The sequence below is a fragment of the Haloactinopolyspora alba genome, from assembly GCF_003014555.1.
GTDB lineage: Bacteria > Actinomycetota > Actinomycetes > Jiangellales > Jiangellaceae > Haloactinopolyspora > Haloactinopolyspora alba.
The window spans coordinates 111,882-137,502 of the sequence record NZ_PYGE01000009.1 but is presented as its reverse complement, the minus strand read 5'-3'; the positions used below and the strand labels follow the sequence as shown (position 1 = coordinate 137,502).

At 69.9% G+C, this 25,621-nt stretch carries 25 protein-coding genes and 1 tRNA gene; 13 read left to right on the top strand and 13 right to left on the bottom strand.

Annotation, left to right across the window (positions count from 1 at the left end):
* The first annotated feature begins 8 nt into the window (after positions 1-8).
* On the top strand, positions 9-1,901 hold the full coding sequence (locus tag CLV30_RS13850) for an alkyl/aryl-sulfatase (RefSeq protein ID WP_106537810.1): 1,893 nt from the start codon (positions 9-11) through the stop codon (positions 1,899-1,901).
* Positions 1,902-2,093: 192 nt separating this feature from the next.
* Positions 2,094-2,510: a DUF7144 family membrane protein gene (locus CLV30_RS13845; RefSeq protein ID WP_205740856.1), complete on the top strand. Its 417-nt coding sequence runs from the start codon at positions 2,094-2,096 to the stop codon at positions 2,508-2,510.
* Between the two features lie 75 nt (positions 2,511-2,585).
* Here the strand turns inward: CLV30_RS13845 and CLV30_RS13840 are convergent, their stop codons facing one another.
* From CLV30_RS13840 to CLV30_RS13825, 4 genes are all read right to left on the bottom strand, one after another.
* Positions 2,586-3,077 (bottom strand): DUF1269 domain-containing protein, encoded by a 492-nt coding sequence (locus tag CLV30_RS13840; protein ID WP_106537809.1) that lies wholly within the window; start codon positions 3,075-3,077, stop codon positions 2,586-2,588.
* Between the two features lie 135 nt (positions 3,078-3,212).
* Positions 3,213-3,695, bottom strand: coding sequence for a DUF6325 family protein (locus tag CLV30_RS13835; RefSeq protein WP_106537880.1), 483 nt, complete (start codon positions 3,693-3,695; stop codon positions 3,213-3,215).
* Positions 3,696-3,715: 20 nt separating this feature from the next.
* Positions 3,716-4,024 (bottom strand): SHOCT domain-containing protein, encoded by a 309-nt coding sequence (locus CLV30_RS13830; protein WP_129711015.1) that lies wholly within the window; start codon positions 4,022-4,024, stop codon positions 3,716-3,718.
* Positions 4,021-5,751, bottom strand: a complete 1,731-nt coding sequence (locus CLV30_RS13825) for a SulP family inorganic anion transporter (RefSeq protein WP_106537879.1) — start codon at positions 5,749-5,751, stop codon at positions 4,021-4,023. The genes CLV30_RS13830 and CLV30_RS13825 overlap by 4 nt, the downstream gene beginning before the upstream one ends.
* Before the next feature lie 104 nt (positions 5,752-5,855).
* On the opposite strand from CLV30_RS13825, the gene CLV30_RS13820 reads away from it, so the two are divergent.
* Positions 5,856-6,581: a GAP family protein gene (locus CLV30_RS13820; RefSeq protein ID WP_205740855.1), complete on the top strand. Its 726-nt coding sequence runs from the start codon at positions 5,856-5,858 to the stop codon at positions 6,579-6,581.
* Positions 6,582-6,591: 10 nt separating this feature from the next.
* Here CLV30_RS13820 and CLV30_RS13815 read toward each other — a convergent pair whose 3' ends face one another.
* Positions 6,592-7,875: a hypothetical protein gene (locus CLV30_RS13815; protein ID WP_106537807.1), complete on the bottom strand. Its 1,284-nt coding sequence runs from the start codon at positions 7,873-7,875 to the stop codon at positions 6,592-6,594.
* 125 nt (positions 7,876-8,000) lie between these two features.
* Between CLV30_RS13815 and CLV30_RS13810 the strand changes: the two genes are divergently transcribed.
* Positions 8,001-8,483: a DUF6069 family protein gene (locus CLV30_RS13810; protein ID WP_106537806.1), complete on the top strand. Its 483-nt coding sequence runs from the start codon at positions 8,001-8,003 to the stop codon at positions 8,481-8,483.
* A 51-nt stretch (positions 8,484-8,534) separates the two neighbouring features.
* On the opposite strand, the gene CLV30_RS26470 is transcribed toward CLV30_RS13810, so the two are convergent.
* The 7 genes from CLV30_RS26470 to CLV30_RS13780 form a co-directional block, all read right to left on the bottom strand.
* On the bottom strand, positions 8,535-8,696 hold the full coding sequence (locus CLV30_RS26470) for a hypothetical protein (RefSeq protein ID WP_165358629.1): 162 nt from the start codon (positions 8,694-8,696) through the stop codon (positions 8,535-8,537).
* 254 nt (positions 8,697-8,950) lie between these two features.
* Positions 8,951-9,403, bottom strand: a complete 453-nt coding sequence (locus CLV30_RS13805; protein WP_276320006.1) for a DUF6325 family protein — start codon at positions 9,401-9,403, stop codon at positions 8,951-8,953.
* 81 nt (positions 9,404-9,484) lie between these two features.
* On the bottom strand, positions 9,485-11,980 hold the full coding sequence (locus CLV30_RS13800; RefSeq protein WP_165358628.1) for a winged helix-turn-helix domain-containing protein: 2,496 nt from the start codon (positions 11,978-11,980) through the stop codon (positions 9,485-9,487).
* 540 nt (positions 11,981-12,520) lie between these two features.
* Positions 12,521-12,592: transfer RNA gene (locus CLV30_RS13795), tRNA-Val, on the bottom strand.
* 80 nt (positions 12,593-12,672) lie between these two features.
* Positions 12,673-13,119, bottom strand: a complete 447-nt coding sequence (locus CLV30_RS13790; RefSeq protein ID WP_205740854.1) for a hypothetical protein — start codon at positions 13,117-13,119, stop codon at positions 12,673-12,675.
* A gap of 25 nt (positions 13,120-13,144) precedes the next feature.
* Positions 13,145-13,606, bottom strand: coding sequence for a peroxiredoxin (locus tag CLV30_RS13785; protein WP_106537803.1), 462 nt, complete (start codon positions 13,604-13,606; stop codon positions 13,145-13,147).
* Positions 13,603-14,037: a DUF3052 domain-containing protein gene (locus CLV30_RS13780; RefSeq protein WP_106537802.1), complete on the bottom strand. Its 435-nt coding sequence runs from the start codon at positions 14,035-14,037 to the stop codon at positions 13,603-13,605. The genes CLV30_RS13785 and CLV30_RS13780 overlap by 4 nt, the downstream gene beginning before the upstream one ends.
* 288 nt (positions 14,038-14,325) lie before the next feature.
* Here CLV30_RS13780 and aceE point away from each other — a divergent pair, with 288 nt between their 5' ends.
* Genes aceE through CLV30_RS13765 form a run of 3 tightly spaced genes read left to right on the top strand, consistent with a single transcriptional unit; the run spans position 14,326 to position 17,749 of the window.
* Complete coding sequence (gene aceE, locus CLV30_RS13775; protein ID WP_106537801.1) at positions 14,326-17,073, top strand: pyruvate dehydrogenase (acetyl-transferring), homodimeric type; 2,748 nt, start codon at positions 14,326-14,328, stop codon at positions 17,071-17,073.
* Positions 17,074-17,120: 47 nt separating this feature from the next.
* Positions 17,121-17,357, top strand: a complete 237-nt coding sequence (locus tag CLV30_RS13770) for a FitA-like ribbon-helix-helix domain-containing protein (RefSeq protein ID WP_106537800.1) — start codon at positions 17,121-17,123, stop codon at positions 17,355-17,357.
* Entirely contained in the window at positions 17,354-17,749 is a 396-nt protein-coding gene (locus CLV30_RS13765) for a type II toxin-antitoxin system VapC family toxin (protein ID WP_106537799.1), read from the top strand. The genes CLV30_RS13770 and CLV30_RS13765 overlap by 4 nt, the downstream gene beginning before the upstream one ends.
* A gap of 27 nt (positions 17,750-17,776) precedes the next feature.
* On the opposite strand, the gene CLV30_RS13760 is transcribed toward CLV30_RS13765, so the two are convergent.
* A complete protein-coding gene (locus tag CLV30_RS13760) occupies positions 17,777-18,562 on the bottom strand; it encodes a pirin family protein (RefSeq protein ID WP_106537798.1) in 786 nt (261 codons plus the stop codon).
* 96 nt (positions 18,563-18,658) lie between these two features.
* Here CLV30_RS13760 and CLV30_RS13755 point away from each other — a divergent pair, with 96 nt between their 5' ends.
* From CLV30_RS13755 to CLV30_RS13730, 6 genes are all read left to right on the top strand, one after another.
* A complete protein-coding gene (locus tag CLV30_RS13755) occupies positions 18,659-19,861 on the top strand; it encodes a PucR family transcriptional regulator (protein WP_106537797.1) in 1,203 nt (400 codons plus the stop codon).
* A 244-nt stretch (positions 19,862-20,105) separates the two neighbouring features.
* Positions 20,106-21,293: an acyltransferase domain-containing protein gene (locus CLV30_RS13750; RefSeq protein WP_106537796.1), complete on the top strand. Its 1,188-nt coding sequence runs from the start codon at positions 20,106-20,108 to the stop codon at positions 21,291-21,293.
* Positions 21,290-22,300, top strand: a complete 1,011-nt coding sequence (locus CLV30_RS13745; RefSeq protein WP_106537795.1) for a beta-ketoacyl-ACP synthase III — start codon at positions 21,290-21,292, stop codon at positions 22,298-22,300. The genes CLV30_RS13750 and CLV30_RS13745 overlap by 4 nt, the downstream gene beginning before the upstream one ends.
* Positions 22,301-22,404: 104 nt before the next feature.
* Entirely contained in the window at positions 22,405-22,650 is a 246-nt protein-coding gene (locus CLV30_RS13740) for an acyl carrier protein (protein ID WP_106537794.1), read from the top strand.
* 3 nt (positions 22,651-22,653) lie between these two features.
* Positions 22,654-23,913: a beta-ketoacyl-ACP synthase II gene (fabF, locus tag CLV30_RS13735; protein ID WP_106537793.1), complete on the top strand. Its 1,260-nt coding sequence runs from the start codon at positions 22,654-22,656 to the stop codon at positions 23,911-23,913.
* On the top strand, positions 23,913-25,370 hold the full coding sequence (locus CLV30_RS13730; RefSeq protein WP_106537792.1) for an acyl-CoA carboxylase subunit beta: 1,458 nt from the start codon (positions 23,913-23,915) through the stop codon (positions 25,368-25,370). The genes fabF and CLV30_RS13730 overlap by 1 nt, the downstream gene beginning before the upstream one ends.
* Positions 25,371-25,621 lie beyond the last annotated feature (251 nt).

The window sequence follows — 25,621 nt, the reverse complement described above, 5'->3', positions numbered from 1 at the left end:
GGCGACGGATGTCTGACCGAAAGCCCGCGACGTCGGCGACCACGGTCGCGAACGCTCGAATCCTGGAAACCTTGCCGTTCGCCGACGGCACCGACGTCGAGAACGCGCGCCGTGGGTTGATCTCGGAAAGCACCGGGAAGATCACCAACGCCGACGGCCAGGTGGTGTGGGACCTCGATCGGTGGAACTTCCTCGACGGCGCTGCCCCGGACACCGCGAATCCCAGCCTGTGGCGGCAGGGCCGGCTGGCCTCGATCGCGGGCGTGTTCGAGGTCACCGAAGGCGTCTACCAGGTCCGCGGTTACGACCTGTCGGTGACGAGTTTCCTGCGCACCGACTCCGGTTGGATCGTGGTCGACCCGCTGCTGACTCTGGAGACAATGGAAGCGGCGTTCGCCGCGGTCAAGGAGCACGTCGACGATCGCCCGGTCGTGGGCGTCATCTACACGCACAGTCACGTCGACCACTTCGGCGGCGTGCGGGCGGTCGTCTCCGACGACGACGTCACTTCCGGGAGGGTGCGCATCGTCGCTCCGGTGGACTTCATGACCGAAGCGATCAGCGAGAACGTCATGCTCGGCAACGCCATGTCCAGGCGTTCCTCGTACATGTACGGCAACCTCGTCGGGTGGGATCCGCGTGGCGGACTCGGCGCGGGTCTCGGTCAGTTGACGTCGAGCGGCACGATCACGCTGGTTCCGCCGACCGACATCGTCTCGGAGACCGGCCAGGAACTCACCATCGACGGGCTGCGCATCCAGTTCCAGCACACTCCGGGGGCCGAGGCGCCGGCGGAGCTGTGCTTCTACCTGCCGGCATTCAAGGCGTTGTGCATGGCCGAGATCGCGACCCACACGCTGCACAACGTGTACACCTTGCGCGGCGCCAAGATCCGCGACTCGCTGGCATGGTCGCGGCACATCAACGATGCGGTACGTCTCTGGTGCGACGACGCCTCGGTGGTGTTCTCGTCGCACCACTGGCCCACGTGGGGCAACGCGAACATCGTCAGGTTCATGAAGGGCCAGCGTGACCTCTATCGATACCTGCACGACGAAACACTGCGGCTGGCCAATCACGGCTACAACCACACCGAGATCGCCGAGATCCTGGAACTTCCCGACGGCATCGCCGAAAGCTTCGCCAACCGCGGCTACTACGGGTCCGTCAACCACAACGTGAAGGCGATATACGTCTACTACCTGGGATGGTTCGACGGGAACCCGGCCAATCTGCACCCGCTGCCTCCCGTGGAGACGGCACGGAAGACCGTCGAGTACATGGGCGGCACCGAGGCGGTTCTGGCGAAGGCGCGCCACGACTACGACAACGGCGAGTACCGCTGGGTGGCCCAGGCCGTCAACCACGTCGTTTTCGCCGACCCGGACAACGACGATGCCAAACAGCTGCAGGCGGACACCCTCGAGCAGCTCGGTTACCAGGCCGAGAGCGGCCCGTGGCGGGATTTCTATCTGTCCGGTGCCAAAGAGCTACGCGACGGCGTGACAGTCGCGCCGACGCCCACGACCGTGAGCGCGGACACCGTCACCGCGATGACGACGGAAATGCTGCTCGACTACCTCGGTGTCCGCCTCAACGGGCCCAAAGCGGCGCACAAGGAGTGGGCCTTCAACCTGAACCTCACCGGGCCCGACGAGAAGTACGTCCTGGAGGTCGGCAACGGTGTTCTCAACTACACCAGGGACACGATCGTGAACGCGCCGACAGCGACGATCAGTTGCGCCCGGTCCGCGATCGATGCCGTCCTGCTCGGCCGGACGACGCTGGCTGACCAGGTCGGCTCCGGTGCGATCACCGTCGACGGCGACCGCGATGCGTTCACCGAGTTCCTCGGCCTGCTGGACGAGTTCGACTTCTGGTTCGACATCGTCACGCCGTGAGGGAACGGACGGTGCCGGCGATCGCACCGGCGATGGCGCCTGCTCCGCGATGTGTGGGGAGATCACCCGCGGTGGGTGATGCCCGACCGCGCGATCGGCGGCGATCGTGAGTCTGGGCGCCGCGCCCGAACGGCGTCCGGGCAGGGCCGGCTTCGCCACCAGGCGGCCGCTTCAGTACCGAGGAGGAGTGCCATGACTGACGTGCGATCCGTGAGCGACGACAAGGGTCCGGTATCGAGCTGGGCCACCGGCGGTGTCGTCTTCGCCGCCACGATGATGATCCTGGCCGGTGTGTTCCAAGCCGTGCAGGGTCTGGCGGCGATCATCGACGACGAGTTCTTCGTCATGCTGCCCAACTACACCTTCGAGATCGACACCACCGCGTGGGGCTGGGTCCACATCGTGCTCGGGGCCGTGGTGGCCGTCGTCGGGCTGTACCTCTTCTCGGGGAGCGCGATCGCCGGCGGTGTCGCCATCGGTCTCGCCGCACTGAGCGCGATCTCCAACTTCCTGTTCATTCCGTACTTCCCGTTCTGGTCACTGCTGATCATCGCGATCAGTGTCTTCGTCGTCTGGGCGGTCGCCAGGTCGGGCATGTTGGAGTCATGACCGTTCCCAGCGGGCAGACCGCAGTCGGGCGCGGCTCCGGTCCCCGCACCGGAACCCCGCCCGACACTCGACGGTTCACTCGGCAAAGGCCTCGCGTAGCAGTTCCTCCTGCTCGGTGGTGAGGTTGGTGTGGATCAGGTGCGGCCTCAGCCCCGACTCCTCGAACGCGTCCAGGACCTTCTCCTGGACTGCGTCGCTGGTCAGCGCGAACAGGGCGGACGTACCCGGGGTGACCTTCTCGCGGGTCTGCTTGATGAAGTCGTCGTCGATGCCGACGTCGGTCAGTGCCCCGCCGAGGGCGCCGGCTGCGGCGCCGATCGCGGCACCGAGCAGCGGCACGAAGAACAGCAGCCCGAACAGCAGGCCCCAGAACGTGCCGCCCAGGGCGCCGGCACCGGTCAGGCCTGCGAGCTGACGGGTCTTCGGCTTCTTCCTGTCCTCCGGCCACGACACGGTGGCGGCGTCGTGAATCTGGATGAGCTCCTGCTTCTGCAGCGACTCCAACAGCGTGACCGAACGGTCGGCGCCCGTCGGGTCGTCGAACTTCCAGACGGTGAAGGTTGCCATGATGCGTCTCCTGGTCCGACGTCAGTGGGATGGTCGTTGACGATTCACTCATCGTCGTTGTGCCTCCTGGCCGGCTGCCTCACCTCAATCGGGTGATCTCCGTCAGGATGAGGATCGGTTCACGGCTCATCGGCCTCAGCTCGGCTCCGACGCGCCGATGGTCACCAGGTCTTCGGGATGGATCCACGCGTCGATCAGGTGAACGCCGCCGGCGCGCCGGATCGAATCGCGCAGCCCGGATGCCCAGCGGTGTTCGACCAGCACGATCGCGGCATACATGCCGGCCGGCAGCAGGTCGTCGAGAACCCACGAGTCCCCCGCTCCGGCGACCGACCCCGGCTCGCGGCCTTCGCCGGACCCGTCGTCGACCTCGCCCGCGTCGTCGACCAGACCGATCAGCGCCCCGAGGACGGCCCCCGGATCGTCGTACTCGTCATCGTTGAGGTCGTTCTCCTCGACAAGCACGACGTTGCCGTCCGCGCCCTTGCCCACGACGACGGCATCCAGCAGCCGCACCACGTAGCTGTCGCGCAGCCAGTCCAGCTCTGCGCGGATCTCGCCGGAGCACTGGGGGTCGTCGAAACCGAGCATGATCAGTTGCACGGGTCCCAAGGTCATGATGGTGCCCTCCGCATGATTCAAGGGGCGGGGAGCTGCCGCTTGGCCACGTCGAACTCCTGCTGGCTCAGCACGCCCTCGTCACGCAGGCTCGTGAGTTCTGCCAGCAGGGCCACGACGTCCAGACCACCGAAAGCCGCTGACTGTGCCGGCGGCCGGGACATGCCCGGCGCCGACCGGGCCGGGCGCTGCCCCTGGTACTCATCGTGCCGGTCACCGTGCCGGTCATCGTGGGAACGGTCCCACCGTTCCCCGCTGACGGACGCGTACCCGAGCATCGTCGCCGTACGCAGTCGCCTCCTGGGCGGGAGCACTGATCTGAACATCATCGTTCCTCCTCTGTAGCGGTGGAGTCCGGATCGGCGGGCCGGCCGTCGCCACTCACCGCCGTGACGGCGGCCTCGATCGTCGGGAAGACCGGCCGGCGATCGTCCGCGGCGCCCGTCCTGCGCAGCACGTCGCGGACCTGACCCACGTCGCCGACGACCACGAATCGCACGCCGCGCCTGCGCATCTCGTCGGCCGTCTCGCCAAGCATCCGGGCGGCGCTGACGTCGACGACGGGCACGCTTCCTGCGTCCAGGATCAGGGCCTCGACGCCGTCGGCCGACGCCAGCTCCCGCAGCCGGTCCCCCACGACTTCGGCGTTGGCGAAGAACAGGCCGCTCTCGACCCGCGCGACGACGACGTGTGACACCGTCGTGTTCTCCGGGTGCCGCCCGACGTCCGTCCACTGCCCGTCGATCGCCGGTACCCGGCCCAGCACCGCCACGTGCGGCCGCGAGGCTCGATAGAGCAGCAGCAGGACCGACAGCGCCACACCGATGATCAGGCCCGGCAGGGTGTCGTAGACGAGAACGCCGAGCAGCGCGGCGACGGCACAGATGAAGTCCGCCCGCGCCGCCCGGCCGTAGATGGCGACGAGCTCAGGGCTGTGGATGTTGTAGAGCTGCCGCAGCGACCGGACGTCGACCAACTCGATCAGCGCGGCGATGACCACCGCCCCCAGAGCAGCGTCGGGCAGTGTCTCGAACAGCGGCGTCAGGAACAGCAACGTCAGGACGGTGAGCGCGGCGACCACGTAACCCGAGAGCTGCGATCGAGCGCCCGCGCCGCCGTTGACGGCCGTCTTCGACAGGCTCCCGTTCACGACCATGCCAGCCGCGAGCCCGCTGCCGACGTTGGCAGCTCCCAGTCCGATCAGTTCGCGGTTCGCGTCCATCCGGTAGCCGTACTTCTGCGCGTAGCTCTTGGCCGCGCCGAGCCCTTCGGTGAACCCGACCAGCATCACGCCGGCGGCGCCGGACAGCAGCAGCGACACGTCCCCCGCCGCGACCTCGGGCACACCCACGCTCGGCATGCCGGCCTCGATCTCACCGACGACATCGACCCCGCGGTTCTGCAGATCGAGGAACGCGACGAGCACGATCCCGAGAACGACCCCGGCCAGCGCCGCCGGCACGAGCGGGGCGACCCGCTTGAGCAACAGCACCAGCGCCAGGCACGACCCGCCGACCAGCAGCGACCAGCCGTTCGTGTCTCCGAGCGCGCTGACGACCGCCCAGAGCTTCTGGAAGAAGTTGCCGTCGCCGCCCTCGACACCGAACAGCTTGGGCAGCTGCCCCACGATGATCACCAGGGCCATCCCGACGATGAACCCCTTCAGCACCGGTTCGGAGATGAAGGTGGCGAGGAACCCCAGTCGCAGCAGCCCGGCCAGGGCCGCAACGACGCCGACGGCCAGTGCCAGGCCGGCGGTGTAGGCGGTGAAGTCGTCGGAGGAGCTGGTCACGATGCCACCCACCACGCTGGCCGACAGCGCCGCCGTCGCCGACATCGGGCCGACGACCAGGTGCCGCGAGCTGCCGAACAGCGGATACAGCAACAGCGCCGGGATGGCGGCGTAGAGGCCGACCACGGGTGAGACCCCGGCGATCGAGGCGTAGGCCAGCGACTCCGGGATCAACACCGCCCAGACGGTCAACCCGGCGAGGACGTCCCTGCGCAGCCAGGCGCGCTGATAACCCTGGAACGAGGCGAACAACCACCCTGGCATGACCACTCCCGCCGGCACCGCGTCGAGTCTCAGCCCTCATCGTCGGTACCGGCACTCGGCCGGTGCCTCACCCGAGGCGGGTGAAGACGTGCTCGGTGCGGCCGATGACGATGATCACACGGTTCTTCGGACCACCGACCTGGGAGGCCTGGATGGGCGATGCTGTCGGGCAGGTGCTGCCGCTGGCTGTCGGTGTCACGCTGAGCCCGCTGCCCGTCATCGTCGTGGTGCTGATGCTGGGGACACGGCGAGCTCGCTCGAACGGGCTGTCGTTCCTGCTGGGATGGCTGGTCGGGCTGGCCGCCGTCGGCACCGCCGCGATCCTGGTCGCCGGCGGCGCCGACGCGAGCGGCGACGGCGAACCGGCGGCCTGGGTGTCGTGGGTCAAGCTGGCTCTCGGCGCGCTCGTGCTGCTGCTGGCCGCGAAGACTTGGCGCGGCCGTGCCCGGGGCGACGAGCCGGCTCCGATGCCGTCCTGGATGTCCGCGCTGGACACGTTCACCGCCGTCAAATCCGCCGGCCTGGGTGTCCTGCTGGCCGCCGTCAATCCGAAGAACCTCGTGCTCACGCTCAGCGCCGGCGTCGCTGTCGCCCAGACCGGCATCCCTGCCGGTCGACAGGCTGCAGCTCTGGCCGTGTTCGTGGTGGTCGGTGCGCTGGGGCCGGGCGTTCCGGTGGTGATCTCGCTGGTGCTGGGTGAGCGCGCCGCGCGAGCGCTGAACGACCTGCAGACCTGGATGGCCCGGCACAACTCCGCCATCATGACCGTCGTCATGCTGGTCATCGGCGCGAAGCTCGTCGGCGACGGTATCGCGGGCGCGTTCGGGTGAGCGGCACCGGCTACGAGCGCTCCGACGGCATCGGCGCCGGCGGCCGCGGACCGGTGACCAGTTCGACGGCCGCCAGTAACGCACCCGCCACCAGCACGATGCCGCCGACGACGCCGGCGCTCGGATAGTCCCAGAACACGAAAACCAGCACGGCCACAGACACGACGGCGATCTGCGCCGGCCGCTTGTTCCGCCGGAGCCAGACCGCCGCGGCGGCGTCCTGCCAGCGCCCGCGCCCCAGCCGCGACGCCGCCGTGGAGGCGCTGCCGCGTAGCGCGGCCGCCCGGGCGGACGGACCGGTGAGGTACGCGATCAGCGCCACCACCACGCCGACGGCGAGCACCATGCGCAGCATGGTGCGCAGCGGCGACATGACCTGATCGAAGACGGCACCGGCGGCGCCGGCGTCCACGGTGGGCGGCAGGGCGTCGAGGTACAGCGGCCGGGCGATCGTCAGGACGATCCCGAGCGCGAGCATCGCCAGGGCCGCGCCGATGCCCGCTGCGGTCAGCGCGCGGCGACGGCCTCGCGCCACCAGCACACCGGCGCTGATGAGCGCGACGGCCACGGCGATCAGCCAGGTGCTCAGCCGGTCGATGACGTCGAACCACCGCTGCGCCGTGGTGATGTCGTCGGACTGGAACAACACCACCTCGGCGTCGACGACCGGCAGGTTCGCGGCCCGCTCGAATCCGGCCGAGGCCAGCCGCTCCTTGGCCGCAGTGATCACCGGTGCCAGGTCCAGGGTGACCGAGTCGCTCTCCGCTTGCACCGCGCCGTCGCCGTTCTCGCCGGTCATCAGCGCGACCACCTCGACGTGGGCGGCTCGGTTCGCCCGCACCCAAGCGGCCGCGAACCGATCGCCGGCGACGACCGTGCCGACGTGGTCATGCACCCAGGACTCCACCCCGCCGGCGATCGGATCGGCGAGTCCGGTGAGCGTCGACGTGACCTGCTGGCGTGCCCCCTGTGCGGCCAGCCGGTCGGCGATGTCCTCGACGACACCAGCCACGTCGGTCGCCGCGACGAGCTCCGCGGTGACGCGATCGGTCACGGCCCGTTGCACCGCCGGATCGTCGACCAGCGGCGCCACCGTGTCGACGTAGCGGTCGGTGTCGGTGACGGTGGAATCCATCCAGGCCGCGACCGTCGCCGGCAACACCGTGATCGAACCCAGCCCGATCAGCACCCCGGCGAGCACGGCCCGCCCCCGCGGCCGGGTGCGTGGCCGTTCGCGAGCGCGCAGCTCGGCGACCTCCGCCCGTAGCCGTTCCAGTTCCGCCCGTTCGTCCACGCCCGTCAGCGTCGTCCCGCGGGACGGATGTGCGGATCACCCACGACGGGTGATCCGCACACCGGCGTCGGCGGCCGATAGTCGTACCGAGTAGTCCGCACCGACGCGGCACGGAGGTATCAACCATGAGTGACACGCCGAACGACCCTGCCCGTCAGAGTGTCGACGCCGGTCGGCTGTGGGCCGGCGGCGGCGCCTCGGCACTCGTCGCGGCGCTGATCGCCGTCGCAGGCATCGTCATCGTGCGGGCCTTGTTCGACGTGCCCGTGCTGGCGCCCGAGGGCGACGGCGTGTGGGGCAACGCGAACACCTGGTGGTACGCCATCGGTGCCGCCGTCGCGGCGCTCGCGGCCACCGGCCTGGTGCACGTGCTGGTGAACACCACGCCGCGCCCGCTGCGCTTCTTCGGCTGGGTGATCGGGCTGGTGACCGTCATCGCCGCGGTGGCGCCGTTCACCCCCGACGCGGAACTGTCCGCGCAGCTGGCGACCAGCGCCATCAACGTCGTCATCGGGGTCGCGATCGGCAGTCTCGTCTCCGGCTCCGCGCACAGCGCGATGCGGACTGCCCGGCAACGTCGCGACCGCCCGCCTCACCCGTCCGCGTGACCGGCGGCCGGGCCTCGAACCCGTGTCCGGCCACTCACGGAACGGCGGCGCTCACGTCTCGCTGAGTTCCGAGTCGTCCGGTGCGGTACGTCTGGACCGCTTCTGCCGGCCGACGATCGCCGCGGTCGCACCCGCGGCCAGCCCGGAGGCGAGTACCAGCCGGCGCCGCCTCGACCGATGTACCCGTTTGGTGCGCTGCCATCGTCTAGGCATGATGCTCTCCTTCTGCTGAACGGCTACGTCCCCTCCAGGCTCGTGCCGTCGGTCGCGCCCGGGCCTCACCTCCGACAGGTGAGTTCTGATCGCAGCGGCCGCGTCGGGGCTTCCGCGATTCTTCTCTCGCCGGCCGGTCCGGATGCCGGATCACCTTGGTGATCACCTTCGGCGCGCCGCCGATGACGGCGACCGGCGTGATGGAACCCAGCAGCCCGGGCCGGTCGAATCGTCCCGTCGTCACGTACTCCCCCTCATCTCGGCCCGCTGTCGGCCGCCCGGAGTGCGTCACCTGCTACCTCCGCCGGGATACGCACCTGCAACGCCACTTCTCCGGACGACCGGTCGATCGCCTCGGAGAGCCGGCGGATCCAGGTCCGCTCGTATACGATCAGCGCCGCCGACGTGCCCGGGTCGAGCACGTCGGCGATGACGGCGATGTCCTCGTCGTTCGCGAGATCCTTACCGCTGACGTCGATGTCGTCGAAGCCGTAGGTTTCCGAGCCCTGGTCGAACTCGACCACCTGGAGATCACCGTTCGGCTCGCGGGTGACGAAGACGATGTCGAGCAGCGTGACGTCGCCCTTGCCGCTCACGTCCCGGAGCACGTCGACGGTGGCCGGATCCACCCGCTCGCCGGGAAATGTCAGAATCACCAACTCGACTGGACCCGGGGGCGAATCCAGCCCACCGGAATGGTCCCCCATTTGTGCCTCTTCCCCCAGTCCGCCCGTTCCAGGGTGTGTACTACCCAGCACACCACGCCTCACCCGCATCGGGTGAGGTGTCTACAACAATCCCAGCTCCCGTGCTCGGTCGACCGCCTGCCGACGGCTGCCGACGTCGAACTTCCGATAGATCGCCTTCAGATGCGTCTTCACCGTGTTCACGCTGAGCACGTGGGCGTCGGCGATCTCCTCGAGTGACAGCAGGGACGGCAGGTCGCGCAACAGGTCCAGCTCACGCGCCGTCAGCGCCTCCCCCGAGACCATCGCCGCCCCCTCGACGGCCCGGTCCGGCACCGCTGTCGCGGCCACGACCCTCCGCACGAACTCGTCGTGTTCGCCGAACCGCCCGTCGTTGTGGATCAGCATCGACTTCACCCGCGCCGACGCCGCGATCAGCTCGCGGAACATCTGTCGCGGCGCGGCCAGGTCGAGCGCACACAGCAGCGCCTCGTGTGCGCGGGCCTGTTCGTCCGACTCCGCCGCGAAATGTGCCGAAAGTAGCCAGCCGGTGATCTCCGAACTCACCACGTGACACTCGATGGTGCCGGACAGCACCGGACCGAGCGCACTGCGCGCCGCGGCCTTTCGACCGGCGCGCGCGTGCAACAGGGCACGCATGACCCGCACGTCCCCGGCATCGCCGAGCACGCGTTCGGCCCGGCCCAACGCCTCGGCCGCCCCGAACCGGTCGCCCGCGGACAGGGCCAGCTGCAGCTCTGTCAGGCAGACCGAGCTCACGCTCACCGGCAGCAGCCGCAGTTCGTCGTGCGGTGGCCACGCCTGCCGTAGCCGGCGGACCGCGTCCCGGCGGCTGGGCGCCTCGGCGGCGGCGAGACACGCCTCCAACAGCCGGGCCGACAGGTCCACCTCTGGTTCCAGGTCGGCGTCGACCGTCGCGACCAGCGACAGCAGCCGGGCCGCCTCGGTGTCGTCCAAGCGTTGCCACGCGACACCCGCGCCGAGCAGATAGACCGGCGCCATCCGGGCTGCGGACGACCATCCCTTCCGGCCCGCGAACTCGATGGCCTCGTCGCAGTATCCGGCCAGCGCCACGAAGTCACCACGGGCGGCGGCGCTCACCGCCAGATAGCACAGGCACTCCAGGGTGAGGGCGTCTCGTCCGTCGTGCCTGGCCATCCGCAATGCCGCCACGAGATCCGCCTCGGCGCGGCGGTACTCGGTGAACCAGATACGCAGGATCCCGCGGTTGACGGCGGCCAGCAGCTCCAAGTCCGGCTCCGCGCCTGCCGGGCGGTCACTCAGGTCGATCAGCTCCACGAGCCGGGCGCTCCGGTCACCGCACAGCCGCGCCTCGTACAACAGTGCCGTGGCGTGCAACAGGCGCAGCCGGGGAGACTCGTGCGCCTCCGGGCGCCGCCCGACCCGGTCGATGTAGCGCCGCGCCGAGGACAGAGCCCCCTTCTCCAGCGCAGCGAGTGCGCCGATCAACGCGGTTGTCGGCTGGGCCAGGACGTCCTCGGGCATCGACCGGAAGGCGCGCCGAAGGCTCGGCGCTTCACTGTCCAGCAGCAGCCGTACCCCCTCACGGTGGACCAGTTCGGCCACCCGCGGCCAGTCCTCACCCGACACCGCGTGATCGAGCGCCGAGCCAGGGATGTGGTGGTCGGCGAACCACTCCGACGCGACGAGATGGTGGCGGCGCTGCGCCTGCGCATTCCGCCGGGCCCCTTCGGCCAGCAGGAAGCTGCGCAGCAGGCCATGGAGGCGATACGACGTCGGCCCACGACCCACCCGATACACCAACGCGTTGTCCCGCGCCAGCCTGGCCAGCACCGCGCCGGCGTCGTCACGGCCCGACAGCCTGCTGGCCAGGTCGGCGGTCAGTGTCTCGGCCACCGACGTGGCCAGCAGCAGATCCACGGTCTCCTCGGACAACGAGGCCAGCACCTCCGCGACGAGATAGTCCGCCAGCGGCCGCTCGTCACCGGCGAACCCGGCGATGTACTTGCTCACGTCGTCCTGCGACGCCAGCGACAGCGCCGCCAGGCTCAGCCCCGCCGCCCAGCCTTCTGTCCGCGCCATCAGCACCGCCAGGTCGTGCTCGTCCAACTCGATCGCATGACCGCGCAGCAGCTGATCAGCCTCGGAACGGTCGAACGCGAGATCGGCCGCACGCAGGGCCCACGCATGCCCGTCCAGCAGCAGCCGCGCCGTCGGCAACGGCGGATCCATGCGGCTGCCCAGAGCCAGTCGAAGGGTCGACGGCCGGTACTTGAGCAGCGCCGCCAGGCCGTCCAACGCGCTGCCTGAGGTAACGACGTGCACATCGTCCAGGATGATCCAGAGCACGCCCGGCAACGAGTCGAGCGCGTCGACGAACGCGGTGAGGAATCCCCGGTACGTTCCATCGGCCGGCGGACTCAGCGCGCCGAGCCGCACCTCGGCCGGCGTGTCGAGGCCACGGACCGCGCGCCCGCAAGCACGCAGGATTCCCGACCACAGCACGTACGGGTCGTTGTCGTGCTCGTCGAGAGAAAGCCACGCCGCCGACACGCCCTCCGGGCGCAGACTCCGCCAGAACTGACTGAGCAACATGGTCTTGCCGGCACCTGCCGGCGCCGAAACCAGGGTCACGGCGTGCCCGTTCGAATCCGCCGATTCGATCTCGCGAAGCAGCCGAGTTCGCGGCACAACACTGGCCGGCATACGCGGAACGCGAAGCTTCTGCTCGAGTATCCGCGCACGCCCCCACCCTGCGGCGTCTGCGGCGGCCACAAACACACTCTAGCCACGAACTCCGGCATCCACGAGCAGATTCCAACAATTGCGGCTCACCACGCGACGACGTCCGTCCGCCTTTCGACGACACCACGAATCGCCGGCGAAGGAGCCGCTGAACACCTATACCGTGTGACTTCATCTCCAACGTGAGAGATTGCATAATTCCCGGTGATCAGACCTGACGTAGCGCGGACAGTCGCCGACTGCCGAAGATCATCATGAGTCGCTGACGATCACGTTGGAAGGGTGACCGCCGGGGTGGGATCGAATCCGAATCCTTGGATTAAAAAGGCCGCGCGACGGCGGCCGGGGTCTGCTGTGGCGCCACGCGGGCAGGACAGTGTTCACAAAGGGTGGGCGCAGCTGGGTTCGAACCAGCGACCCCTGGTTTGTAAGACCAGTGCTCTACCGCTGAGCTATACGCCCTCGGGCCATGCGAGCCCACAGAGTACCGCCACCGCGGCCGTGCCCCACAATCGTGGGCACAGCACGGGCCGTGTCCTGAACTAGGCGGCGCCGTCGGGTGGCACGCGTTCCTGTTCCTCCGTCGTCACCTGCGGCGGAGCGTCGTCGGAGCTCGCCTCCGCACGCCCGAGCACCCGGTCGATCGCGGTGGCCACGTCGGCCGACAGGTCGCGGCCGTCGGAGCGCCGGTGCCGGCCGGGGCCGGTGTCCTGCGACCGCACGGCGATGCCTCGGTCCATGGTGCTCTCGACGGCCAGGAACTCCGCCGTCGCCGAAGCCTCACACGAACGGCAGACCGTCCGCCCGAGCCGCCGGACCAGCGTGGTCGCGCCGCAGACCGAACAGTGGTCCAGGTCGGAGGACCAGCCACGGCTCTGCTGGCAGTCCGGGCACACGAGCACCTGCTCGTCCGCGCGCACACCGCGGACCCAGAGATTGGCGCCCCGGGCAGGATCGGACTGCCGGGCACCACACCGATAGCACGGCACGGGGAACTCCTTCCTGCTCCGCGACTCAGGCGGCGCCGAGATCGGCCAGGACGCGCCGGTACGCGGCGACGTCCCGGGCTTCGGGTAGGGCGTGGGTGACGGTCCATCGGACGTCTCCGGCCGCGTCGACCACGAAGGTGCCCCGCAAGGCACACCCACGGTCGTCGTCGAAGACGCCGTACGACGAGGCTACCCGTCCGTGCGGCCAGAAATCCGACAGCAGCGGGAAATCCAGCCCGTTCTGGTCACCGAACACGCGCAGGCCGACCATGGTGTCGCACGACACGGCGAGAACCGCCGCCTCGCCACCCACCGCAGGCACGACATGGTCGCGCAGAGCCGCCAGCTCGTCGGTGCACACGGCGGTGAAGGCGAACGGGAAGAACACCAGCAGCACCGGGCGCCCGCGCAACGCGGACAGCCGCACGCGGGCGCCGTGCTGGTCCGACAGCTCGAAGTCGGGGGCCGGCTCCCCGACGCTGATCACCTGCGACTCGACCCCTTGGGCGCGACCAGTTTGGTCCCCGACCACTCCTCTGTGGCCGAAACCGTCGTCGTCGTCGACAACCCGGCGGTGAGCGCCGCGTCGGCGATGTCGCTGGCTTCGACGTGGCCGTCACGACCCACCTTGGGTGTCAGCAACCACACCACTCCACCGGCAGCGAGATCTCTGGTGGCGTCGACGAGGGCGTCCGCCAGGTCACCGTCGTCGTCACGCCACCACTGCAGGACGGCGTCGGCCACCTCGCCCGAACTCTCGTCCGTCAGCTCGTTACCAGTGACGTCCTCGATGTCGATACGCAGGTCGTCATCCGCGTCTTCGTCCCAGCCGAGCTCCTGGACCACCTGGGATGGGCGGAATCCGAGCCGGGCGGCCGGTCCGTCGTTCTGGTCCGAGTGGCCCGCGATCTGGCCCACCGATCGTCCTCCTCGCTTCAGTGTTCGGTACGCAGTCTGCCAACCGTCTGCCTACCGTCGTGGTGTAGTCCACCCAAGCATGCGCGAATACGCAAGTGGACCCGTAAGAGAAAGCCTGACACGCCGGGGGTTCGGCGGTTCGGCTGGGCTGCTCCTGCGCGCGTGTCGTCCACAGCCGGGAACCCGGGTGTGACGTAGTGCGTCGGAGCGAGCAGGATAGGAGGACGACACCGTAGAACGCTCGACGCTCACATCCGGCGTCCCCAGACCACCCACGAAGGGATCGTCGTGGCTGCAGACCGCTCGCCGATCATCACCAACGGACTCCCGAGCCAGCTCCCGGACATCGACACCGAGGAGACCGCGGAGTGGCTGGAATCGCTCGACGCCGCCATCGAACACGGCGGGCGCAACCGCGCGCGCTATCTGATGCTGGCGCTGCTGCAGCGTGCCCAGGAACGTCAGGTCGGGGTCCCCAGCCTGCGCAACACCGACTACATCAACTCGATCCCACCGGAGGCGGAGCCGTGGTTCCCCGGTGACGAGTACGTGGAGCGCCGCATCCGCGCCTACGTCCGCTGGAACGCCGCCATGATGGTCCAGCGCGCCCAGCGCCCCGGGGTCGGTGTGGGCGGGCACATCTCCACCTATGCGTCGTCGGCAAGCCTCTACGAGGTGGGGTTCAACCACTTCTTCCGCGGCAAGGACGATTCCGGCGGCGGCGACCAGATCTTCTTTCAGGGCCACGCATCCCCCGGCATGTACGCCCGCGCGTATCTCGAGGGCCGCCTCACCGAGAACCAGCTCGACGGCTTCCGCCAGGAGCTCTCGCACGCGGGGCCCGGCGGCGGGCTGCCGTCGTACCCACACCCGCGGCTGATGCCGGACTTCTGGGAGTTCCCGACGGTGTCCATGGGGCTGGGTCCGATCTCGGCCATCTATCAGGCGCGGTTCAACCGCTACCTGCACAACCGTGGCCTGTCCGACACCAGCAGGCAGCACGTCTGGGCGTTCCTCGGCGACGGCGAGATGGACGAGCCCGAGACCGTCGGCGCCATCGGCGCGGCCGCGCGTGAGGAGCTCGACAATCTCACCTTCGTCGTCAACTGCAACCTGCAGCGTCTCGACGGCCCGGTCCGCGGCAACGGCAAGATCATCCAGGAGATGGAGTCGCTGTTCCGTGGCGCCGGCTGGAACGTCATCAAGGTCATCTGGGGGCGCGAGTGGGACCCGCTGCTCGCGGCGGACACCGACGGCGCACTGGTCAACCTGATGAACGTCACGCCGGACGGCGACTACCAGACCTACAAGGCCGAGTCGGGCGCGTACGTCCGCGAGCACTTCTTCGGCCGCGACCAGCGCACCCGCAAGATGGTCGAGAACATGTCCGACGACGAGATCTGGGGTCTCAAGCGCGGCGGGCACGACTATCACAAGCTCTACGCCGCCTACAAGGCCGCGACCGAGCACACGGGGCAGCCCACCGTGATCCTCGCGAAGACGATCAAGGGCTGGACGCTGGGCTCGCACTTCGAGGCGCGTAACGCCACGCACCAGATGAAGAAGCTGACCGGCGACGACCTCAAACAGTTCCGGGACCGCCTGTACATGGAGATCCCCGACTCCGAGCTCGAGGACGTCTACAACCCGCCGTACTTCCACCCGGGCACCGACTCCGACGAGCACGCGTACATGATGGAGCGCCGCTCCAAGCTCGGCGGTTACCTTCCGGAACGCCGCACGAACGCGAAGCCGCTGGTGCTGCCCGGCGACAAGGTCTACGAGGTAGCCAGGCGTGGTTCGGGCAAGCAGGAGGTGGCGACGACGATGGCCTTCGTCCGGCTGCTCAAGGACCTCCTCAAGGACCCCGAGATCGGCGACCGGCTGGTTCCGATCATCCCCGACGAGGCCCGCACCTTCGGCATGGACTCACTGTTCCCGACGCTGAAGATCTACTCGCCGCACGGGCAGACGTACACCGCCGTCGACCGCGAGCAGTTCCTGTCCTACAAGGAGTCCACGGACGGGCAGATCCTGCACGAGGGCATCAACGAGGCCGGCTCGGTGGCCTCCTGGACCGCCGCCGGTACGTCCTACGCCACCCACGGCGTCCCGATGATCCCGATCTACATCTTCTACTCGATGTTCGGTTTCCAGCGCACCGGCGACGGTCTCTGGGCCGCCGCCGACCAGATGGCGCGCGGGTTCATGCTCGGCGCCACGGCCGGGCGCACCACACTGAACGGTGAGGGCCTGCAGCACGAGGACGGGCACTCGGTGCTGCTCGCCTCGACCAACCCGGCAGTCGTGCACTACGACCCGGCGTGGGGCTTCGAGATCGGGCACATCGTCCGCGACGGGCTGCGCCGGATGTACGGCGACGAGCCCGAGACCGTCTACTACTACCTGACGGTGTACAACGAGCCGTACGTCCAGCCGGCCGAACCCGACGACCTCGACGTGGACGGCCTGCTCAAGGGCATGTACCTGTATCAGCCGATGGAGGTCGCCCCGGGCGACAAGGTCCCGCACGCGCAGATCCTCGCTTCCGGTGTCGCCATGAACTGGGCGCTCGAGGCACAGCGTCGTCTCGCCGACGAATGGGAGATCGCCGCCGACGTCTGGTCGGTGACGTCCTGGAACGAGCTGCGCCGAGAGGCGTTGGCCGCGGACGAGTGGAACCTCATGCATCCGGAGGATCAGCCCCGGGTCCCGTACGTCACGCAGCGGCTCCAGGACGCCCACGGGCCGGTCGTGGGCGTCAGCGACTATCTCCGGGCGGTCCAGGACCAGATCGCGCCGTACGTACCGGTCGAGTGGGCCTCGCTGGGCACCGACGGGTTCGGGCTTTCCGACACCCGCGCGGCGCTGCGCCGGCACTTCAAGGTCGACGCTCAGTCGATCGTGGTGAACGTCCTCACGCTGCTCGCCCGGCGCGGTGAGATCGGCTGGGACGTGGTCAAGCAGGCGCACGAGCGCTACAACATCGACGACGTCACCGCGACCACGGCGGAGGAGGCCGGCGGCGAGTCCTGACGTCCGGCGTATGGCGATCATCCGGGCCATGCATGTAATATGCATGCATGACGGTGGCGCTGCAGATCCGTGACGTTCCGGACGAGGTCCGCGACACGCTCGCTTCGGTCGCGGCGGAACGGGGCAAGTCGATGCAGGCGTACTTACTCGAGGTCATCAGCCGTGAGGCTCGCCTCAGCCGGAACCGTCACGTGTTCGACGAACGCGCCTCGCAGCGCACCCCCCTCGACGTCGACGAGATCGTCGAGACCATCCGCGCGGGACGCGACGGCCCCGAAAAGTGATCGTCGTCGACGCCAGCGTCATGGTCGCCGCGCTCGCCGACAGCTCACCCAGCGGTGACGCGAGCCGCAGCCGCCTCACCGAGGATCCGCACTGGGTCGCACCCACGCACATGCCCATCGAGGTCCTGCGCGCCCTCGCCAAACACGCGAGGTGCGGCGACATCTCCTCCGCCGCGGCGGAGGAGCACGCGGACACGTTGGCGTCGGCACAGATCGACTACAGCGCGCCGACGCCCGCCGCACTCCTCCGGATCTGGGCGCTGCGGCACAACATCTCCGCCTACGACGCCGCCTACGTCGTACTCGCCGAGACGTTCGACGTCCCGCTGCTCACACACGACAAGCGGCTGGCGCGGGCGGCTCACGACATGTGTACGGTGCACACACCGTGAGTCGGGACGCCGATCCGCCGCCTCGGGTCAGCCAACACCCGCCAGGGCGTGCATCTCCCACAGGACGATCTCGGCGTCGGACACCGCCCGTACGCCGCGACCGCCCTCGTCGGTGAGCCGGACGGCGTCGCCCTCCCCCAGCCGGACGGGTGCATCGCCGGCGTCGTCCACGTCGACCGCGCCGCGCGTGACGTAGACGTGGACGAACGGCGCGTTCGGCAGCGTCACCGAGGCACCGGCGCCGGGACGGGCGACGTGCATGGCCGCCGCCGACTGCCCGACCCCGACAGCCGCGTCCGGATACCGTCGCAGGCCACTAACCACCGGCACCAGGTCGCCGCCGATCAGGTCCGCCACAACGTCCCGCTGTGCGTATGCGGGGTCGGCACCTGCCGCGTCCGGCGGCAGCCACATCTGCACGAACCGCAGGGCACCCGCACGGCCGGTGGCCGCGTTGAACTCGGAATGCCGGATGCCGCGCCCGGCGCTCATCCGCTGCACCTGCCCGGAACGGACGGCGCCGGCGTCTCCGCTGCTGTCCTGGTGCGCCAGTTCACCCTCGAGCACCCAGGTGACGATCTCGACGTCGCGGTGCGGGTGCGTGGCGTAGCCGGCGCCCGCCTCTACCACGTCGTCGTTGGACATGATGAGCAGGCCGAACCCGACGTTACCCGGGTCGTAGTGCGACCCGAACGAGAACGAGTGCCGCGACACGATGCCGTCCGCCGCCGTCACGAACCGCTCGTCCGCCCGGATGACGACGACGTCCGGGCGGAACACGGCGGCGTCGCGCCGACCGGGGGTGCTGACCATACCTCGCAAGCCTAGCGGGACGGTGTCGCCGAATTGTCCGGTCACCACAACCGGGCACATGTCGGTCTCGGCATCCGGCCGCGTACCCTGCCGAGCATGCCCCATCCCTCGGACGCGGGCCCGAACGGCGGCCCGGACGCGAGCCCGCATGCGCGGACCGTGCACCTGCTCGAGCGGGCCACCGGCAGGCTCGCCACGGCCGCGATCGCGCGGATGGAAGAGCAACTCAGCTGGTACCGCGCCATGCCGGCCGAACAGCGCTCCTGGGTGGGCCTGGTCATCCAGGCCGGCATCGCCGCGTTCGTCGACTGGTACCGCAACGCCGCCGACTCACGTCCCACCCCGACCGCCGACGTGTTCGGCACCGCACCACGCGACCTGATCCGCGCGATCAGCCTGCAGCAGACCGTCGAGGTCGTCCGGGTGGCCATCGAGGTGGTCGAGGAGAGCGTGTCCGACGTCGTCGGCGAGAAGGACGCCCCGGCGGTGCGCGAAGGCGTGCTGCGCTACTCGCGTGAGGTCGCGTTCTCGGCCGCGCACGTGTACGCACGCTACGCCGAGGCCCGCGGGACGTGGGACGCCCGGCTCGAGGCGACCGTCGTCGACTCGCTGCTGCGCGGTGAGGTGGACGCCGACGTGCGCTCTCGCGCGTCCGCGCTGGGCTGGACGGCACAGAGCGGCGTCGCCGTCATCATCGGGCGGCCCCGTCCGGCCGACGACGCCACCATGGCCGACGAGATCCGCCGCAGTGCCCGTCACGCCGGCTACGACGTGCTCACGGGCGGTCAGGGTGACCGGCTGGTCGCCGTCCTCGGCCGAGTCGACGACCCGGTCACCGCGGCCTCTGCCGTCGTCACCCATTTCGGGCCGGGACCGGTCGTCGTCGGGCCGCTGGTGCCGGACCTGGTGTCCGCGGCCACGTCGGCACGGCCCGCAGTGTCCGGGCTGCTCGCCGCTCCGGGGTGGCCGGACGCACCACGGCCGGTCGCGGCGACGGCGTTGCTGCCCGAACGCGCCCTGGCCGGCGACGAGGAGGCGCTGCACGAGCTGGTCAGCGAGTTCTACACGCCGATCGCCGAAGCCGGGCCGGTGATCCTCGAGACGCTGGCGGCATACCTCGAGACCGGTGCGTCGGTGGAGGCGGCGGCGCGGCTGCTGTTCGTGCACCCGAACACGGTGCGGTACCGGCTGCGGCGGGTCTCCGACGTCGTCGGGCTGATGCCGACGGACCCGCGCGACTCGTACACGCTGCGGCTGGCCCTCACGGTCGGGCGGATCGAGTCACCGACGCTGGACTGACCGGCGGCCCGTAGCGGCGCGCCGTCGACGTCGTCACACCGGCGGTTCACCACCTCTTCGCGCGGCCGTCACCAGGCGTTTCCACGCATCACGAGGCATGCACGGGTGGTGACGCAGGGAATTCCATGCGGGACGTGATCATTTTCGGTGGTGGGGAGGTTGTGGGAAACACCCAAAGTTGGTGGGACGACCTTGTGACCGGACCCGACCCCCGTTACGGGCCGGTAGCCGCCAAGGTTGAAGGGTGCTGGTCATTGTTGCTCCCGGTCAAGGCTCTCAGACACCCGGGTTCCTCGCCCCGTGGCTGGAGGACCCGGACTTCGCTGCGCGCATCGACTGGCTCTCCGCCGTCGCGAACCTCGATCTGGCGCACTACGGCACCGACGCCGACGCCGAAACCATCCGCGACACGGCGGTGGCCCAGCCCTTGCTGGTCGCCTCCGGCCTGGTGGGCGCCCTGGCACTGTTCCCACATCCGGCCGACGCGTTCGCCACCGTCGGCGCCGTGGCCGGGCACAGCGTCGGCGAGATCACCGCGGCCGCCGGCGCGCGCGTCATCACCGCCGAGCAGGCCATGGTGTTCGTCCGCGAACGCGGCCGGGCCATGGCCGAGGCGTCGGCCGCCACGCCGACCGGCATGACCGCTGTCCTCGGCGGGGACTTGGACGACGTCGTGGGCGTGCTCAAGCGGCACGGGCTGACGCCGGCGAACGTCAACGGCTCCGGGCAGGTCGTCGCGGCCGGCACCCGCGAACAGCTCGACGCGCTGGCGGCGGACCCGCCGGAAGGTGCCCGGTTGCGGCCGCTGTCCGTGGCGGGCGCGTTCCACACCGAGCACATGGCACCGGCGGTCGACCTGCTGCGCCGGCACGCGTCAGCCATCAGTACCCACGACCCGCGCACCCGGCTGCTGTCCAACGCCGACGGCCACGTCGTGCACGACGGACGCGACGTGCTCGACCGGCTGGTCGCACAGGTCTCCAAGCCGGTCCGCTGGGATCTGTGCCAGCAGGCCATGGTCGATCTCGGCGTCACCGGCCTGCTCGAGATGCCGCCGGCAGGCACCCTGACCGGGCTCGCGAAGCGCGGGCTTACGGACGTCGAGACGTTCTCGCTGAAGACGCCGGACCAGCTCGACGACGCGCGCGACTTCGTGGAGCGCCACGGCCAGCCGAGCCCGATGTCGGCGAGCCCGTCCTGGCGCCTCGTCGTCGCACCCATGAAGGGCACGTTCACGACGTCCGGCGCCGGTGTCGGCGACCGGCTCCCGGCCGGCACCGCCGTCGGCACCGTCAGCTCACTGCGCGACACGCTCGACGTCACCGCCGGGCACGGCGGCACAGTCGTGGAGTGGCTGGTCGAGGACGGCGACCCGGTCGCCCCGGGCCAGCCACTGGTCCGGCTGCATCCAGAGGCGGTGGTGGACCGATGAGCGCAACCATCAGACCGGCACGGCGTCAGCGCGGAGCCCGGATCTCGGGCCTCGGCGCGTACCGCCCCAGCCGGGTCGTGCCGAACTCCGAGATCGTCGAACGGATCGACTCCTCGGACGAGTGGATCCGCACCCGGTCCGGCATCGAGAGCCGGCGCTGGGCCGCCGACGACGAGACGGTCGTCAGCATGAGCCTCGCCGCGGCCGGTAAGGCACTGGCGCACGCGGGTGTCCGGCCCGACCAGGTCGGGTGCGTCATCGTCTCCACCGTCACGCACATGTACCAGACGCCGTCCGCCGCCGCCGAGATCGCGCACGCGCTGGGCACCGACCACGCCGCCGCGTTCGACATCTCGGCGGCGTGCGCCGGCTTCTGCTACGGGCTCTCGCTCGGCTCGGACATGGTCCAGGCAGGGACCGCCGAGCACGTGCTGGTCATCGGGGTCGAACGGCTCTCGGACCTGACCGACTCGACGGACCGGTCCACCGCGTTCCTGTTCGCCGACGGCGCCGGCGCCGCGGTGGTCGGGCCGGCCGAGCTGGACGAAGCCGGCATCGGCCCGGTGGCCTGGGGCTCCGACGGCGAGAACCTCGACCACATCCGGCAGCGCGAGGACTGGCGCGACGTACTGGCCAGCGCCGAGCCGCGGATGCCGCATCTGGTCATGCAGGGCAACGCGGTCTTCCGGTGGGCGTCGTACGCGATGCCCACGGTCGCCCAGGAAGCCCTCGCGGCCGCCGGCATCACCGTCGACGACCTGGACGCGTTCGTCCCGCACCAGGCCAACATGCGCATCACCGACGCGATGGCACGCCAGCTGGGGCTACCCGACACGGTGGCCATCGCGCGCGACATCGCCGAGCAGGGCAACAGCTCGGCGGCGTCCATACCGCTGGCCATCGAGCGGCTGCTCGAGACGGGCGAGGTACGCAGCGGCGACCTCGCCCTGGTCATCGGCTTCGGAGCGGGCCTCGTCTATGCGGCGCAGGTGATTCGCATTCCGTAGATGTCGACGAGGCGCCCGCCCGACGACGTGCCGGGCCCTACGATCGTCAGCGGTCCACGGACCGCACCGACAAGAATCAACACACCGAGGGGAACAGAGAGCAGATGGCCAGCACCGAGGAGATCCGGACGGGTCTCGCCGAGATCGTGAACGAGATCACCGGCGTCCCCGCCGACGACGTCCAGCTCGACAAGTCCTTCACCGACGATCTCGACATCGATTCGCTGTCGATGGTCGAGGTCGTGGTGGCGGCCGAGGAGAAGTTCGGCGTGAAGATCCCCGACGAAGAGGTCAAGAACCTGGCCACTGTCGGCGACGCCGTGTCCTACATCGAGAAGGCAGGTTCCTGACTCATGCCACATCCCCAGGCTCGAGTCGTCGTCACCGGGCTCGGCGCGACCACGCCCGTCGGGGGCGATGTCGCGACCACCTGGGACTCGCTGCTCGCCGGTCAGTCCGGCGTGCGGACGCTCACCCAGGAGTGGGTCGCCGACATGCCGGTGCGCATCGGCGCTCCGGCAGCCGTCGACCCCTCCGAGGTGCTCCCCCGCGTCGAGGCGCGCAAGCTCGACAGGTCCGCGCAGTTCGCGATGATCGCCGCTCGGCAGGCGTGGGCGGACGCGGGCTTCGAGGGGGACGCCGAAGAGGCGGGGGTCGACCCGGACCGGCTCGGCGTGGTCTGCGCCTCCGGTATCGGCGGGCTCACCACGTTGCTGTCCAATTACGACCACCTCCGCGACACCGGCCCGCGCAAGGTCTCGCCGCTGGCCATCCCGATGCTGATGCCGAACAGCCCGGCGGCCAACGTCAGCCTCGACCTGCGGGCGCGCGCCGGTGCGCACACGCCGGTCAGTGCGTGCTCGTCCAGCTCCGAGGCCATCGCGAACGCACTGGACATGATCCGGCTGGGCCGGGCCGACGTGGTGGTGGCCGGCGGGAGCGAGGCGGTCATCTCGCCGCTGCCGGTCGCGGCGTTCGCCAACATGATGGCCCTGTCCAAGCGTGACGACGACCCCACACTGGTCAGCCGTCCGTTCGACAAGAACCGCGACGGGTTCGTGCTCGGCGAGGGTGGCGCGCTGCTGGTGCTCGAGTCCGCCGAGCACGCCGAGGCACGTGGTGCCCGCATCTACGCCGAGGTCGCCGGTGCCGGCATGAGCGCCGACGCGCATCACATCGCACAGTCGGACCCGGGCGGCCAGGGGATCATCGCGGCCACCCGGAAGGCGCTGGCCGACGCCACGATGGACATCACCGACGTCAGCCACGTGAACTGTCACGCCACGTCCACACCGGTCGGCGACATCGCCGAGTCCGTGGCGCTCAATGCCGTGTTCGGCGAGCACACCGGCTCGTTGCCGGTCACGGCGACGAAGTCCATGATCGGGCATCTGCTGGGGGGTGCCGGCGCCGTCGCCGCGCTGACGACCATCCTCAGCCTGCACAACCGTCTGGTGCCGCCCACGATCAACGTCGATGACCTCGACGAGGAGATCGATCTCGACGTCGTCCGCGCCGAACCGCGCAAGCTCGACGACGGCCCTCCGGGAGCCCTGACGAACGCGTTCGGCTTCGGCGGGCACAACGTCGTCCTCGCCTTCAGGAGGACCTGATGACCGCTCTGGCCGACCGACCGGACGACACCCGCGCCACTGCGGACAAGCCCGCTGAGCCTTCCCGACCACCGCGCGAGCAGGACCCCCGCAACCCCAACCACCGCCTCTCCGCTCTGCTGGACCCGGACTCGATCGAACTCGTCAGCGCGGACGACCGCAGCGGCATGCTCGCCGCCACCGGTACGGTGCACGGCACGCCCGTGGTGGCGTTCTGCTCCGACGCCACGGTGATGGGCGGTGCCATGGGCGCCGACGGCTGCAGGGTGGTCGTCGATGCCTACGAGCGGGCTCTCGACGACGGTGTGCCGATCATCGGGCTGTGGCACTCCGGTGGGGCCCGGCTGGCGGAAGGCGTGCTGTCGCTGCATTCGGTCGGCCAGATCTTCGAGATCATGACCCGGGCGTCCGGGCGGATCCCGCAACTGTCGGTCGTGCTGGGACCGGCCGCCGGTGGCGCGGCCTACGGCCCGGCGCTGACCGACATCGTCATCCTCGGCCCCGAGGGCCGGGTCTTCGTCACCGGTCCGGACGTGGTCCGGTCGGTGACCGGCGAGGACGTCGACATGCTCCGTCTCGGCGGCCCGGAGCCGCACGGGCGCCGCTCCGGCGTCGTGCACGTCGTCAGCAGCACCGAACGCGAGGCGCTGGACCGTGCGCGTCATCTGGGCTCGCTGCTCGGATCGCAGGGCGAGATCGACCCGGCCGGGATCACCGACGTGGATCTCGGCGCGAACCTGCCGGAGTCGGCGAAACGCGCCTACGACGTGCATCCGATCGTCACCGACCTGCTCGACGACGACACGGGCCTCGAGCTGCATCCGAAGTGGGCGCCGAACATCACCACCACGCTGGGGCGCTTCGGCGGCCGCACCGTCGGCGTCATCGCGAACAATCCGCTGCGTCTCGGGGGCTGCCTCGACTCCACGTCGGCGGAGAAGGCCGCCCGGTTCGTGCGGATGTGCGACGCGTTCGGCGTGCCGCTCGTCGTGGTCGTCGACGTGCCCGGCTACCTGCCCGGCGTCGGTCAGGAGTGGGACGGCGTCGTCCGCCGCGGCGCCAAGCTGCTGCACGCCTTCGCCGAGGCCACCGTTCCGAGGGTCACGCTGGTGACCCGCAAGGCCTATGGCGGCGCGTACATCGCGATGAACTCGCGTGCCCTGGGCGCCACCCGGGTCGTCGCCTGGCCGACCGCGGAGGTCGCCGTCATGGGCGCCGTCGCCGCGGTGCGCATCCTGCACCGGCGCAAGCTGGCCGAAGTGGCGCCGGAACTGCGCCCGCAGGTCGAGGCCGAGCTGGCCGAAGAGCACGAGCAGATCGCCGGCGGCGTCGACCGGGCGATGGAGCTCGGCGTGGTGGACGAGGTCGCGCAGCCCGACGCCACCCGCTCGGCACTGGCGAGCGCCATCGCCGAGGCGCCGGCCCGTCGCGGAGGACACGGCAACATTCCGCTGTAGTTCATCACGGCGCACACGATCGAGCGCCCCGGGCTCCGAGGAGTCCGGGGCGCTCGCATGTGGTGAGGCCGCTGTAGTTCCCGATCACCGGGCCGGGGAATATCACCGATGCCGGAGCGGCCACGTCTTTCGGCGCTGTGCCTGATGGTGACCATACCCGGCCGTTGGCTCGTTGTGAAGCCCTTGTCGGCACGGACGTACGCGGCCACCGAAATGCACGGTAAAGCGCAAATGCAGAAGCATCGTCGCAG

Coding starts and splice junctions, on each gene's coding strand:
- CLV30_RS13850 (WP_106537810.1), top strand. CDS start 9: ATGTCTGACCGAAAGCCCGCGACGTCGGCGACCACGGTCGCGAACGCT.
- CLV30_RS13845 (WP_205740856.1), top strand. CDS start 2,094: ATGACTGACGTGCGATCCGTGAGCGACGACAAGGGTCCGGTATCGAGC.
- CLV30_RS13840 (WP_106537809.1), bottom strand. CDS start 3,077: ATGGCAACCTTCACCGTCTGGAAGTTCGACGACCCGACGGGCGCCGAC.
- CLV30_RS13835 (WP_106537880.1), bottom strand. CDS start 3,695: ATGACCTTGGGACCCGTGCAACTGATCATGCTCGGTTTCGACGACCCC.
- CLV30_RS13830 (WP_129711015.1), bottom strand. CDS start 4,024: ATGATGTTCAGATCAGTGCTCCCGCCCAGGAGGCGACTGCGTACGGCG.
- CLV30_RS13825 (WP_106537879.1), bottom strand. CDS start 5,751: ATGCCAGGGTGGTTGTTCGCCTCGTTCCAGGGTTATCAGCGCGCCTGG.
- CLV30_RS13820 (WP_205740855.1), top strand. CDS start 5,856: ATGACGATGATCACACGGTTCTTCGGACCACCGACCTGGGAGGCCTGG.
- CLV30_RS13810 (WP_106537806.1), top strand. CDS start 8,001: ATGAGTGACACGCCGAACGACCCTGCCCGTCAGAGTGTCGACGCCGGT.
- CLV30_RS26470 (WP_165358629.1), bottom strand. CDS start 8,696: ATGCCTAGACGATGGCAGCGCACCAAACGGGTACATCGGTCGAGGCGG.
- CLV30_RS13805 (WP_276320006.1), bottom strand. CDS start 9,403: ATGGGGGACCATTCCGGTGGGCTGGATTCGCCCCCGGGTCCAGTCGAG.
- CLV30_RS13800 (WP_165358628.1), bottom strand. CDS start 11,980: ATGTTGCTCAGTCAGTTCTGGCGGAGTCTGCGCCCGGAGGGCGTGTCG.
- CLV30_RS13770 (WP_106537800.1), top strand. CDS start 17,121: ATGACGGTGGCGCTGCAGATCCGTGACGTTCCGGACGAGGTCCGCGAC.
- CLV30_RS13760 (WP_106537798.1), bottom strand. CDS start 18,562: ATGGTCAGCACCCCCGGTCGGCGCGACGCCGCCGTGTTCCGCCCGGAC.
- CLV30_RS13755 (WP_106537797.1), top strand. CDS start 18,659: ATGCCCCATCCCTCGGACGCGGGCCCGAACGGCGGCCCGGACGCGAGC.
- CLV30_RS13745 (WP_106537795.1), top strand. CDS start 21,290: ATGAGCGCAACCATCAGACCGGCACGGCGTCAGCGCGGAGCCCGGATC.
- CLV30_RS13740 (WP_106537794.1), top strand. CDS start 22,405: ATGGCCAGCACCGAGGAGATCCGGACGGGTCTCGCCGAGATCGTGAAC.
- fabF (WP_106537793.1), top strand. CDS start 22,654: ATGCCACATCCCCAGGCTCGAGTCGTCGTCACCGGGCTCGGCGCGACC.
- CLV30_RS13730 (WP_106537792.1), top strand. CDS start 23,913: ATGACCGCTCTGGCCGACCGACCGGACGACACCCGCGCCACTGCGGAC.